Annotated in this window: 11 protein-coding genes; 9 read left to right on the top strand and 2 right to left on the bottom strand. The window is 54.8% G+C overall.

The annotated features are described in order from the left end of the window. The first annotated feature begins 77 nt into the window (after positions 1-77). From FFI90_RS07660 to cynS, 9 genes are all read left to right on the top strand, one after another. Positions 78-1,289 carry an alginate export family protein gene (locus tag FFI90_RS07660; RefSeq protein WP_144777357.1) on the top strand — a complete coding sequence of 404 codons (1,212 nt, stop codon included), beginning with the start codon at positions 78-80 and terminating at the stop codon, positions 1,287-1,289. A gap of 206 nt (positions 1,290-1,495) precedes the next feature. Next, a complete protein-coding gene (locus FFI90_RS07655) occupies positions 1,496-2,299 on the top strand; it encodes an ABC transporter ATP-binding protein (RefSeq protein WP_144777356.1) in 804 nt (267 codons plus the stop codon). A 102-nt stretch (positions 2,300-2,401) separates the two neighbouring features. Further along, positions 2,402-3,595, top strand: a complete 1,194-nt coding sequence (locus FFI90_RS07650) for an ABC transporter substrate-binding protein (RefSeq protein WP_186317975.1) — start codon at positions 2,402-2,404, stop codon at positions 3,593-3,595. Beyond that, on the top strand, positions 3,592-4,419 hold the full coding sequence (locus FFI90_RS07645; RefSeq protein WP_144777354.1) for an ABC transporter permease: 828 nt from the start codon (positions 3,592-3,594) through the stop codon (positions 4,417-4,419). Before FFI90_RS07650 ends, FFI90_RS07645 begins: the two co-directional genes overlap by 4 nt. Before the next feature lie 95 nt (positions 4,420-4,514). Continuing rightward, complete coding sequence (locus FFI90_RS07640) at positions 4,515-6,215, top strand: sigma 54-interacting transcriptional regulator (RefSeq protein WP_222120500.1); 1,701 nt, start codon at positions 4,515-4,517, stop codon at positions 6,213-6,215. A gap of 217 nt (positions 6,216-6,432) precedes the next feature. Continuing rightward, the gene (locus FFI90_RS07635; protein WP_144777353.1) at positions 6,433-6,981 is read left to right on the top strand and encodes an OsmC family protein; all 549 of its coding nucleotides are present in this window, start codon (positions 6,433-6,435) and stop codon (positions 6,979-6,981) included. 29 nt (positions 6,982-7,010) lie between these two features. Beyond that, positions 7,011-8,147 carry an acyl-CoA dehydrogenase family protein gene (locus FFI90_RS07630; RefSeq protein ID WP_144777352.1) on the top strand — a complete coding sequence of 379 codons (1,137 nt, stop codon included), beginning with the start codon at positions 7,011-7,013 and terminating at the stop codon, positions 8,145-8,147. Continuing rightward, positions 8,144-9,499, top strand: a complete 1,356-nt coding sequence (locus FFI90_RS07625; protein ID WP_144777351.1) for an FAD-dependent oxidoreductase — start codon at positions 8,144-8,146, stop codon at positions 9,497-9,499. The genes FFI90_RS07630 and FFI90_RS07625 overlap by 4 nt, the downstream gene beginning before the upstream one ends. A 76-nt stretch (positions 9,500-9,575) precedes the next feature. Continuing rightward, entirely contained in the window at positions 9,576-10,025 is a 450-nt protein-coding gene (cynS, locus tag FFI90_RS07620) for a cyanase (protein ID WP_144777350.1), read from the top strand. A 165-nt stretch (positions 10,026-10,190) separates the two neighbouring features. On the opposite strand, the gene glmS is transcribed toward cynS, so the two are convergent. Together glmS and glmU are read right to left on the bottom strand one after the other, a co-directional pair. After that, a complete protein-coding gene (glmS, locus tag FFI90_RS07615; protein ID WP_144777349.1) occupies positions 10,191-12,023 on the bottom strand; it encodes a glutamine--fructose-6-phosphate transaminase (isomerizing) in 1,833 nt (610 codons plus the stop codon). Positions 12,024-12,080: 57 nt separating this feature from the next. Beyond that, the gene (gene glmU / locus FFI90_RS07610; RefSeq protein ID WP_144777348.1) at positions 12,081-13,445 is read right to left on the bottom strand and encodes a bifunctional UDP-N-acetylglucosamine diphosphorylase/glucosamine-1-phosphate N-acetyltransferase GlmU; all 1,365 of its coding nucleotides are present in this window, start codon (positions 13,443-13,445) and stop codon (positions 12,081-12,083) included. Positions 13,446-13,473 lie beyond the last annotated feature (28 nt).

Raw genomic sequence — 13,473 nt, 5'->3', positions numbered from 1 at the left:
ATCATCCAATTCCGTGAGCAAGATACCGGGAGCGGCCTGCTCAATAAAAAATTCTCATCGAAACGAAGGAGTTAACCATGAAAGAACGATCGATACGGCATTCGGCCGGTATGCTTGGCGCCCTGATTATCGGCACACCGGCGCTGGCAGAGGAGCAAACGCTCTACGAAGCTCTGGCTCAGGGTGATGTCTCAGGAAACCTGCGCCTGCGCTACGAGGCGGTGGACCAGGACAACGCGCTCAAGGACGCTGACGCACTGACTGTCCGGACCCGCTTGGGTTACACGACCGGTAACTACAAGGGTATTACCGGTGTTCTGGAATTTGAGGATTCCCGCACAGTTCTGGGAAGGGACGATTACAACAACACTCTGGGTAAAAATACCGGCTATTCGGTCATCCCCGACCCGGAAACCACAGAAGTCGATCAGGCTTACTTACAATACAGCGGCCACAACGTCAGGGCGCGTGCCGGTCGCCAGGTCATCACGTATGACAACCAACGCCATGTTGGTCATGTCGGTTGGCGCCAGGATCGACAGACCTTCGATGCCCTGCGTCTGACCTATACACCAAGCAAGGTGCTCAGCCTCGACTACGCCTTCCTTAACCAACGCAATCGTATCTTCGCCGAAGCCGGTGACGTGCCTGCAAACGATCACATGCTGAACCTGGGATACCAGACTGGCTTTGGCAAACTTACGGCCTATGCGTATCTGTTAGAGGTAGATAACGGCACGCACAATGGCCTGGACACCATGGGTTTGCGTTACGCAGGCGATTACAACCTGGACTCGATGAAGTTTATCTACGCCGCCGAATACGCCACCCAGGAAGCCGAGGCGGGCGCCAGCGAGTTTGACGCCGATTACTACAGGCTTGACGCAGGTCTCGGCGTTAACGCCATCACCATCACCCTTGCTTATGAATTACTCGGTTCTGATGGCGGTAACTATGGGTTTGCCACTCCCCTCGCCACCCTGCATGCATTCAACGGTTGGGCTGACCAGTTTCTGGCGACACCGGCGAATGGTCTGGAAGATATTTCACTCACGGTTGCTGGCGGCTTGGCAGGTGGTAAATGGGTCATCGAATACCATGACTACAGCGCGGACGAAGCAACCCCCGGTGTGGATGATCTGGGCGACGAGCTGGGTGTGGGCTACACCCGCGGTTTCGCCAGGCATTATACGGCCGGCATCAAGTACGCAATGTACTCTGCCGGAGACAGCGCGGCTGGCAAAGTGGACACAAACAAACTCTGGCTAACCCTCAGCGCTGCGTTCTGACCTTTCCCATAAACGATTGGGAAGCACCTGCACCAGAGCCGGGCAATGGCGAGTGACAATTGCCATTGTCCGACATTGGCAACCCCTGAAAACCGATGACAATCCTGGCTTGAATCCTTCAACTTACTGATTATTAAATACTTAACATTGGTGGCACACATGCTGCTTCGAACCATACCAATATTCGTATGAACCGGAGCAAAGACATGGGCGCATCACTATCTATTGACTACGTTACCCATCAGTTCTCACCTTCAGCTGCACCAACGTTGAAAGATATTGATACCCGAATCGATCCGGGCGAACTGGTCGCCCTCATAGGCCGCAGTGGCTGCGGTAAATCTACCCTGCTGCATATGATGGCAGGACTTTTGATTCCCTCTCAAGGGTGTATTCGCATCAACTCCCATCAGGTCAGCAAGCCAAGTGCCAAATGGAACATGATGTTTCAGAAAGCCTCCCTCTACCCCTGGATGAGCGTCAAGGAAAATGCGGCGCTCGGGCTCATGTTTGCAGGTCTGCAAAAGGCTGAGGCGGTAGAGAAGGTCAACTCGCTGCTGGATATGCTTGGTTTGCACGATAAAAAGGATGTCAACGTTCAAAGTCTGTCAGGCGGCCAGCAGCAGCGAGTTGCGCTTGCGAGATCCCTGGCGACCGATCCGGATATCCTCCTGCTTGATGAGCCATTCTCTGCACTTGACGCCTTTACCCGCACAGCCTTACAGGAAGAAGTTCCGGCAATCTGCCGGGAGCGCGGCATAACCATGATCATTGTTACCCACGACATTGATGAGGCTGTGGCCATGGCCGATCGCGTTTTGATCATGTCGCAGAATCCGGGGCGCATCGTCGATGAGCTCGAAGTAGGCCTGCCATGGCCTCGCCGTCATATGGACAACGGCTTTCAGATTCGCCGAGAAGAGCTTATGAACCGATTTAAAGGCACGGATACCGGCCTGCAGGGTCGCCAGCAGCCAATCACCACCCAGCAATCTGAATCAGCAGCTTAATTATTTAACCGCTCTCTGAAAGAGGAACCCGATATGAAAAATCGCCACGGTGACGACAGCCCGGTAACCCGGTCTGAAGTGGACTACCTGCAAAAGCATGAGATGGGCCGAAGAGATTTCCTGCTTGACGCTCTTGCGCTAGGCGGTTTGGCTGCCGGCTTCGGGCTCGCCGCCAGCAACCCGGCTTGGGCCAGCATACAGCCTCCTGCAGACGAAGTGGTGCGTATTGGCTATCTGCCAATCACCGACGCAACAGTGCTCCTGGTGGCTCACGAAATGGGCTTTTTCAAGGAGCAAGGGCTTAAATCGGAACCCCCTACTCTGATCAGGGGATGGTCACCACTGGTCGAAGGCTTTGCCGCAGGCAAGTTCAACCTGGTCCACTTCCTCAAACCCATACCGATCTGGATGCGTTACAACAACGGCTTCCCGGTCAAGATCATGTCCTGGGCGCACCTGAATGGCTCCGGACTGGTCGTTGGCAAGGACGTGGGGGCGGAGAAATTCGCAGACCTTGGTGGTAAGCAAATCGCCGTACCCTACTGGTACTCCATGCACAACATCGTATTGCAGATGGGCTTGCGACACGCTGGCCTGACCCCGGTCATCAAAGGTCAGGGTGAGCAGCTCGCCGCCAACGAAGTCAACCTTCAGATCATGCCTCCACCGGATATGCCTCCAGCTCTGGCAGCGAGAAAAATTGACGGTTACATCGTTGCTGAACCGTTCAATGCCGCTGGCGAGATGCTGGCCGGCGCCAAGATGCTGCGCTTCACCGGGGATATTTGGCGCAACCATCCTTGCTGCGTTGTTTGCATGAATGAGCAACAGGTTAACGCGAACCCTGAGTGGACCCAAAAGGTTATGAACGCCATTGTGAAAGCTCAAATTTACGCCCAGCAGAACAAAAAGGAAGTAGCAGAAATGATGTCCCGGGACGGCAAGCGCTATCTTCCTATGAAAGCTGATATCGTTGAGAAAGCGATGACGGACTACGATGATGAGAGCTACGGAAAGCCCGACGCCATCCAGCATCCCGAATGGGGCAGTGGGCGCATTGATTTCCAACCCTGGCCATTCCCATCGGCCACTAAGCTGATCGTCAATGAACTCAAACGCACTCTGGTGGGCGGTGACACCTCGTTCCTGCAGGATCTTGATGCGGACTTTGTCGCCGAGGACCTCGTTGATTATCGCTTCGTTAAAGCCGCGATGGAGGCACATTCAGGATGGGAGGACGCACCCGGCTTCAATGCAGCTGACCCATTTGCGCGTGAAGAGGTCGTCAAGCTATGAGTGCCAGCACGACAACACCCATGAACAGTGCCGTCTCGCTCTTAGGTCCAGCGAAGCTTATTCGCCTCCTCAGCAACCTCCAGTACCCCGCCATGGGCATTACAGGGTTGCTCGCACTCTGGTGGGTTGGCGGTTTACTCATTGAGAACAATGAAAACCTGAGTGCGTTCTCGGCCTTCGCGCCCGCTCCTGCCTTCCATGCGCTCTATGATCTGGTAGCCAGCGGTGAGATCTGGGCACCGATAACATCGAGCCTCTATCGAATTCTTGTTGGATTGACGTGGGGTATTGCGATCGGCGTCCCTGTAGGTGTCACCATCGGTTATATTGGTGTCGCCCTCAAGGTTGCCAATGTTCCTTTCCAGTTCCTTCGTATGATCAGCCCGCTTGCCTGGATGCCAATTGCGGTGATGGCATTCGAAACCTGGGACTCTGCCATTATATTCCTGCTCGTAATGGCGACCGTCTGGCCCATAATATTTTCGACAGCTCACGGAGTGCGCCGAATCGACCCCAACTGGTTCAAGGTCGCACGCAACCTTGGGGCTTCGGGCACTCAAATGCTGCGCCGTATCATCCTGCCGGCCATCATGACTGACGTAATGGCAGGCATTCGATTAGCGGTCGGTGTGGCATGGGTTGTCCTTGTACCGGCCGAATACCTGGGGGTCACCAGCGGCCTGGGTTACGCCATTAACGATGCACGAGATACCCTCTCCTACGATTACCTTGCGGCAGTCGTTCTTGTCATTGGCATCATTGGTTACGGATTGGACAGCGTCTGCAACCTGTTGATCAAACGCTTCAACTGGCATGCCGAGTGAACATCAGAGCCAGCTATTCTTAGTGCCCCGTGCCTGTCGCCGGGGCCAGCAGACCTTCCCGCCAAATCGCACAATGTCGAACACCGGTGCACAATTTGCATGAGCCTATTCCAACATTGGCAGACAATATGATGAACGAAATGGGCGACACCGATCTTACGAGCACTACTCACTCCAGTGCAGACACTGCAGGCTCCGACCTTTCGGTACTGCATGAAGCGGCCAAATTAATCGGACATTCAGCCACACCTGAAATAGCGATCACCAGCACCTTAAGGCTGATGTCCCAGATGCTCGGCCTGAACAGAGGCAGGGTATTACTGCCCTCCGCCGCCAATTCTGACCTGCACATCCGCTACAGCTATGGTCTCACTGGCGCTGAGCGCCAGAAGGGCCGCTACAAATACGGAGAAGGCATTACCGGAAAGGTCATGAAAACCGGGAAACTGGCGGTAGTGCAGAATATCGACGACGATACCGGTTATCTTTTCCGGGCCATCGAGCGAACCACCCTTCCTGACAACATGGTCGCCTATATTGCCGTTCCAATCATGGATGGCGATACTCCAACCGGGGTTCTTGCGGCCCACCGCCTGCGCATGCGCCCTCGTCCACTCGATGCCGATCTGGTTATTCTTCGGATTCTGGCCACTTTTATCGCTCAGATTATCAAGATTAATAACCTCATCGATGAGCGAACCAGTTATCTGCAGGAAGAGAACCGCGAACTGAAAGACGCGCTACAGAACAAGTATGCTAATCACGGCATACTTGGCGAGAGTCCGGCCATTCATGATGCGCTCAACCAGATAGCCCGTGTCGCCAACACGCCGGTAACCGTGCTGATCACCGGTGAATCAGGAACCGGTAAAGAGCGCTTTTCACAGGCTTTGCACCTGAATAGCGCGCGCAAAGACAGCCCCTTTCTTGCAATTAACTGCGCCGCTATCCCCGAACAGTTGCTCGAATCCGAACTTTTCGGGCACGAACGCGGCGCCTTTACAGGAGCAACATCCGCGAAGCAGGGTAAAATTGAACTGGCAAACGGCGGCACTCTTTTCCTGGATGAAATCGGCGATCTGAATCTGGAACTCCAATCCAAGCTGCTGCGTGTACTTGAAGGCCAGATCATACAGCGTGTAGGTGGCGTCAGGGATATTCCTGTCGACGTGCGAATCATAACGGCCACCCATAAAAACCTTCAGGAAGCGGTTAATAGAGGCACGTTCCGCCTGGATCTCTTCTATCGACTTAACGTGTTTCCCATTCATCTTCCTCCCTTGCGAAAGCGAGCTGGTGACGTTCAGTTACTCGCACGCCACTTCCTGATGTCAGCAAACCGGGATTACAGCCGCTACACCGTTTTCGGACACGGCGTGATGGAACGGTTGGAGAGTTACAACTGGCCAGGGAATATTCGGCAGCTGGAAAACGTCATCAAACGTTCTGTTCTCACAGCACTGAACGGCGCCATAAGTATTCAGGATATCGAAATGATCCTGCTCCAAGAGTCTGCTATCAACAACCCACTGGAAGCGATGCAGGCATCTTCATCATCGTCCGTATCGAGAGCCCCTGATCTTGAAGCCCCTACGGCGTCAGCACAGGGGCGCCCATACAGTTGGGTGCGTGAAGACGAATCCCGAGCAATTGAAGAAGCACTGGAAAGAACACGGGGTAATAAAACCCGAGCAGCCGCCATTTTGAATATGACACCACGGCAGTTTCGCTACAGGATGGAAAAGCTGGGCGTCGAGCACACGGCCTGCAAGCTTACTCTCGGATCAAAAGTCTGACTTTCGCCACATCAACCTCTTGATTGTCTGACATTGTCAGACTTACATTCATTGCCAAAGCATTCCAATGTTGTCGTACTTACCGGGAACTTAAGTATAAGTTTTTGTTTTTTGTAAGTTTTATTGTTCTGGCACACTCCGTGCAATCTTTAAAGCAAAGCTGGAAGCATTCGTAACAATGCACCCAGGTTTTCCAATTCAACCGGAGAAAAAAGCCATGAACACTGCAACCGCACCGAAAACCGTTTCCACTTACCTTCGTTCGATCGACCGCGACGGCTTATCAGCTTTTGCGGAGAAAGGTAGAAATAACCCGGAGAATCGCGGCACCAACAAAGTCCACACTATCACCGATGGTCAGTACCGCACCGTCAGCCACGTTAACCAACACGAAGTTGTAGTTGATGAACCACTGCATTTGTTCGGAGAAGATACCGCGCCGGCGCCAGGCGAAATCGTGCTGTCTGGTCTAGGTGGCTGCCTTTGCGTTGGCATCACCGCAGTAGCGACCTGGAAGCAGGTCAAGCTGAGCCGTCTGGAAGTTTTTCTGGAGGCAGACATTGGCAACAGTGCAGCCTGGGGGGCCGGTGGTGCGGATCGCACACCGGAACAAATGGGCTTTCAGGAAATCCGCGTCAAGGTTCTCATCGAAGGTGACGCATCTCGTGAGGAGCTGGACGAGATTGTCGAGAAGGCCAACTACTTCTCACCCGTCGCCAACAGCATGCGCAACCCCATCCCGTTCAGCATCAGCATGATGGACTGATTACTTTTAACTGATAAGGGAGGAATGCCATGAACAGCGTCGCAGTCTCTTCAAACCTGGCCCTTTGGGCTGACGATTCGCAGGTTCTCGCTGATGTCGGCATGATCGGGCGTGAACAGCTCGCCCCGGCAGCCTACCGAATCGACCATGAGGGTTACTACCCGCTGGATATCATGGCAAACCTCGGTCAGGCAGGCGCTTTCGCCGGTCATCTTGACCAATACGGCTCTCGTTATGGTCTGGCAGTGGCGTCAATGCAGGAAATCAGCCGGCACTGTGGGTCCACCGGTTTTATGACCTGGTGCCATGACGTTTGCGGGCTCTACATGGAGCAATCAGGCAACCCGGCACTGCTGGCCCGCTTGCCCGATCACGCAGCCGGGCGCACCTTCGGTGGAACCGCTCTCTCCAACCCGATGAAAGCATTCACTGGCATCGAAAAAATGGCTCTGAAAGCCAAAAAGGTACCGGGGGGTTACAGCGTCAGTGGTACCTTGCCCTGGGTCAGTCATATTGCCCCAGGGCAATACTGTGGCGTAATCGCCGCCGTCGACCGCGATGATGGCACCCGTTCCCATGAGATTATGTTCCTGCTGGATCTGGACGAGCGCGTGCAACTCAGGAAATGCCCGGAGTTTTCCGGAATGGAAGGCACCAGCACCTGGGCTGTACCGCTGATCGATTATTTCGTCAGCGAAGATCAGATGATTGCGGATCCTGCCCGTCCCTTTATTCAGCGCGTTCGGGCCGCGTTCATTCTGTTGCAGGTTGGCATGGCTGCCGGTGTTATTCAGGGCTCCATCGATTCCGCCCGCGAGGTCGAGCCTTCACTTGGTCATGTAAACCGGTATCTGCACGATCGCCCGGACGAGCTTCAGGCTGAGTTTGAGGAAATCGCTGCCCAAACTTCGAAGCTCTGCAAAACCCCGTTTGACGACTCCAAAGAATTCCTTCTCGATGTGCTCGATTTGCGTGCATGGGGGTCTGAACTGGTACTGAAGGCATCCCAGTCAGCACTTCTTCACCAGGGTGCGCGGGGTTACCTGATGAACTCGTCGCCGCAACGCCGAATACGTGAGGCACACTTCGTCGCTATCGTCACACCTGCGCTCAAGCACCTGAGGTGGGAGATGGCAAAACAAATGCGTGAAGAGGTACCAGCATGAGCAAGCAGGCCTTCGACAAGTCCATGCCCTGGAGACAGTACATTTGCCTTGCATGTGGACTGATCTATGACGAAGAGCTGGGGGATCCGGATAGCGGACTCGCACCGGGCACCCGCTTTGAGGATATTCCCGACGACTGGGAATGCCCCCTGTGTGGCGTTACCAAGACAGATTTCGAGCTGTTTGAGCGCCAGGAAATTCCCGTTTCCGATCAGCCCATGCAATTCAACCGTGAACCCGGGATTGTCGTTGTAGGTGCGGGGGTCGCTGGCTGGTCCACGGTGGAGGCGCTCCGCACGCTGAACCCGACAGTGCCCATTACCCTGGTCAGCGCTTGCAATGGTGACCTGTATCACAAGCCCGAACTCTCTGTCGCAATCAGCCGCGGCTCCGATAAATCGGCGTTAATCCGCGAGACCGGATATGAAGCTGCCCATCGACTCGGTGTTCAGCTGATAGCTGATACATTCGCAGTTGGTCTAAGCCCGGCTCTGCGGCAGCTACGTACCTCGCGGGGGCCCCTGAATTACACACAGCTGGTTCTGGCTCAGGGCGCCAAACCTGTCCTTCCTCCCCAGCTCCCACCCTCCTTGTGTTGGCGGGTCAATGAACTGGCGGGCTGGTCGGGCCTGCAGCAGGCGCTTGCCGGAGGCAGCAAAGCGGTGGCCATTGTGGGTGCCGGTATGATCGGATGCGAGCTAGCTGAAGATTTCGCTCACGCAGGACACAAGGTTACTCTTCTTGATCGCAACACCTCCCCGCTGGCCGGGCTGTTGCCTGAAGAAGCCTCATCTCGACTGGTCAAAAGCCTGACCAGCCTTGGCATCACTTATCACGGTGGTGTTGATGTTGCCGGCGTTAAGGAACGTGAAAGCGGCAAGCGAATTGTCGAGCTTAAAGCCGGCCCCTCTATTGAAGTCGATCACGTCGTCGCAGCCACTGGATTATCCACTGACAACCGGCTGGCCCTGCAGGCAAATCTGCGTTTCGAGTCTGGCCTTGCTGTGGACCCCAAAACGCTCTGCACCAGTGATCCGAATATATACGCACTGGGTGATTGCATCAGCATCGACGGAATGCCCTGTCGCTTTATTGAACCTATAAAACATCAGGCGCAAGCAATCGCTCACGCGATATTCGGTTTGGACACCGTGAAGTACCAGCATACCCAACCGGTCATAAGGCTGAAAACCCGTGCAATGCCCGTGATTTTGCATGGTCGGCCCGTGGCTGAAGGGACCTGGAGGATCATTTCGCAAGATGCCAACGAACTCGTTATGGAACAATACCTGGGTAGTCAGAAGATCTCGCAGATGAAAATAGGCACCTCAGCCCAGAGCCGGGCCGCCTGAGCGTGAGAACAGGATTCGTCCCGATACGTCTTACACCAATACGTTCGAATAACCCCACAAACAGAAGGAAGCCATTATGATTAATAGCCGCGATGAAGTAACCCAGATGATTATGTCCGCCAAAGTGCTCAAAGACATCAAGTGGAGCACCGTGGCAGAGACCATTGGTTTGTCCAAAGAATGGACTACGTCTGCTTGCCTTGGCCAGATGGCGATGAACAAGGAGCAGGCTGAAAAGGTCGGTGAGCTATTCGAACTCAGTGACGAAGCGGTTGCCTGGCTTCAGGTGGCTCCTTACAAAGGCTCGCTTCCCACTGCGGTTCCTACCGACCCGCTGATCTATCGCTGGTACGAAATTGTTAACGTCTACGGCAGTACGATCAAAGAATTGATCCATGAAGAATTCGGTGACGGCATTATGAGCGCCATCGATTTTTCGATGGATATTCAGCGCGAAGATGACCCCAAAGGCGATCGCGTAAATGTGGTTTTGTCTGGCAAGTTTCTCCCATACAAAGCCTACTGATAAAGACCGTTCAGGCAGACAGACAGCGATTTGAAAGTGGGCTTCGTGCACCCTGATGACCTGGTCCACCATTAAAAAGGCCTCCTGCTGTTCTTATTCCGGCAGGAGGCCTTTTTTACTCTAGTGAACGTGTCGGCTTACATTGCTCTCAAGCGGGGTGCCAGACTACTCAACCGTTACGCTTTTCGCCAGGTTTCTGGGCTGGTCCACATCCGTGCCCTTGAGCACTGCCACGTGGTACGAAAGCAGCTGTAACGGGACGGTATAGACAATTGGAGCTGTGATTTCGTGCACTTCCGGCAACTGCACTACGTGGGTGTTTTCTTCCGGCTTCACATTCGCGGCACGATCAGCAAACACGAACAGTTCACCACCACGGGCACGAACTTCTTCCAGATTCGATTTTAGCTTCTCGGCCATGCTGTTATTGGGTGCAACTGTAATCACGGGCATTTCGCTGTCCACCAGTGCCAGCGGCCCATGCTTCAGTTCGCCGGCGGGATAGGCTTCAGCGTGGATGTAAGAGATTTCTTTCAGTTTCAGCGCGCCTTCCATCGCTACCGGAAACTGAGAACCACGGCCCAGGAACAAGGCGTGGTTTTTGTCCATAAACCGCTTGGACATCTCTGCAATCTCACCGTCCAGCGCCAGCACATCGCTGACCTGACCGGGCACCCGATGCAGAGCTTTAACTATTTCCGCTTCCCGCTCTTCGCTGAGGCCGTTTTTACGAGCCAGTGCCAAGGTGAAAATCAGCAGGGCTACCAACTGGGTGGTAAAAGCTTTCGTGGAGGCAACACCAATTTCCGGCCCAGCTTGGGTCATGATCACAAGATCGGATTCCCGCACCAGCGAGCTACCCGGCACGTTACAGATGGCCAGCGCGGCACGGAAGCCGGCTTTTTTGGCCTGACGCAGCGCCGCCAGGGTATCAGCCGTTTCACCGGACTGGGAAATGCACAGAAACAGCGTGTCTTTCTGGATCACGTGCTTGCGATAGCGGAACTCGGAAGCCACCTCCACGGAGCAAGGTACGCCCGCCAGATCTTCAATCCAGTAGCGGGCCACCATTCCGGCGTGATAGCTGGTGCCACAGGCAATGATCTGAACGTGGCGGATATCTTTCAACAGGTCTCCAGCCGCCGTACCAAGCGCCTGCTCCAGTACCCGCGACTCTGTCACACGGCCTTCCATGGTGGCCTTGATGACCCTTGGCTGCTCGTTGATTTCCTTGAGCATGAAGTGTCGGTATTCGCCTTTGTCTGCTGAGTCTGCACTGTGTTCAAAACGGCTGATGACACGCTCTACCCGCGTACCCTCACGATCATGAATCTCAACGCTGTCGCGGCGAATATCGGCAAGATCGCCCTCTTCCAGAAACATGAAACGGTCGGTCACGGGAAGCAATGCAAGCTGGTCCGAAGCGATAAAGTTCTCGCCGATACCCACGCCCACGACCAGCGGGCTACCTTCCCTGCACACCACCATGTGATCGGGCTCTTCGGCATGCACGACGGCCAGAGCATAGGCCCCGCGAAGACGGGTAATGGAGGTCTTCACAGCATCGTATAGCTTGCCCAGTTCACGGTAGTTCTTTTCGATCAGGTGCACGACCACTTCGGTATCGGTTTGTGAGGTAAACTCAAAGCCGTCGGCCCTCAGCTCTTCACGCAACTCCTGATAGTTCTCGATAATTCCGTTGTGAACGATGGCCAGGTGGTCGCCAGACATGTGCGGGTGGGCGTTGAGCTGTGAAGGCTCTCCATGAGTTGCCCAGCGAGTATGGGCAATGCCCAGGTAGCCTGACAGCGGATTGGTTTCGATAGCAGCAGCCAGCGATGCTACCTTGCCGACTTCCCGAGCGCGCTGAACAACGCTTTTGCCGTCCAGAACTGCCATACCGGCAGAATCGTATCCCCGGTACTCGAGGCGGCGCAGGCCTTCAAGAAGAATGCCCTGAACGTCCCGTTCTGAAACCGCACCTACAATGCCACACATGCTGCTTGTCCTGTTCGTAATAAAACTGAGGGTAAAAAGTCTGGAAAAAATTCTTACTCAGTGTTTTTCCGGCTTCTGCCAACTGGAGATGTTGCGCTGCCGGCCCCTGGCCACTGCCAGTTGTTGTTCGGGCACATCCCTGGTGATGGTGGAGCCGGCACCAATCGTGGCGCCAGCGGCAACCGTAACGGGCGCAACCAGCGAGCTGTTGGAACCAACAAACACGCTATCGCCCAACACTGTCTGGTATTTATTTACACCATCATAGTTGCAGGTGATTGTGCCTGCACCCACGTTCACATCGGTTCCCAGCGTAGCATCACCAACGTAGCTGAGATGGTTAATTTTGCTCCCTTCACCGACGATCGCTTTTTTGGTTTCAACAAAATTACCCACCTTGGTGTTAGCGGCCAGCTGTGTGCCGGGGCGCAAGCGCGCAAACGGTCCGACCTGGGCGTTGGGGCCCACACTGGCTTGCTCGATTACGCTGTGGGCATGAATCTGAGCACCATCAGCTATATTGGCATCGGTAATCACACAACCTGGCCCGATGGACACATGGCTGCCCAGAGTCACCTTACCGTTAAACACCACGTTCACATCAATCAGTACGTCGTTGCCAATGGTGAGTTGGCCGCGCACATCTACCCGTGCCGGATCAGCAAGCGTCGCGCCCTCAGTCATCAGACGCTCGGCTTCCCGGCTCTGATACCAACGCTCAAGCTCGGCCAGCTGCAGGCGGTTATTGACGCCCTGCACTTCAAATGGATTCCCCGGTTGGGCTACGTTCACCGCCATACCAGCCTGCACCGCCATGGCAATGATGTCGGTGAGGTAATACTCACCCTGGGCATTGCTGCTGGACAGCTGCGGCAACCAGGTTTTCAGACGCCGCGCACTGACGGCGAGAATGCCGGTATTTACTTCGCAAATCGCCAGCTGTTCAACGCTGGCGTCTTTTTGCTCCACAATCGCAGTGACGTTTCCGGCCTCGTCGCGCAGGATACGGCCATAGCCCTGGGGGTTATCGAGAGTAACGGTCAACAACCCCAGGGTTTGCTCATCAAGATTCTGAACCAGCCCCTGTAGCGTTTCCGCAGTCGTCAGCGGTACGTCACCGTATAGCACCAACACCCGGGCATCATCCGGTAATTCCGGCAATGTCTGGGCGACCGCGTGGCCGGTCCCCAACTGCTGGTCCTGCATCACCCAGCTAACATTGTGCGCTTTAGTAGCAGCCTTTACCTGATCAGCACCGTGTCCAATCACCCCATGTATGCTCTCGGCACCCAGAGTCAGTGCCGTATCGATCACGTGATGAAGCATGGGTCGCCCCGCCACCTTGTGCAGCACCTTCGGCAGCGATGATTTCATCCTTGAGCCCTGGCCGGCAGCCAGAATTACAACGTGCAACGGTGACATGGGGCAACAGCTCCCTTTACGTGGTCTG

Source organism: Marinobacter maritimus, from assembly GCF_007671675.1.
GTDB classification, from domain to species: Bacteria; Pseudomonadota; Gammaproteobacteria; order Pseudomonadales; family Oleiphilaceae; genus Marinobacter; species Marinobacter maritimus.
This window is presented reverse-complemented; position numbering and strand designations above follow the sequence as displayed.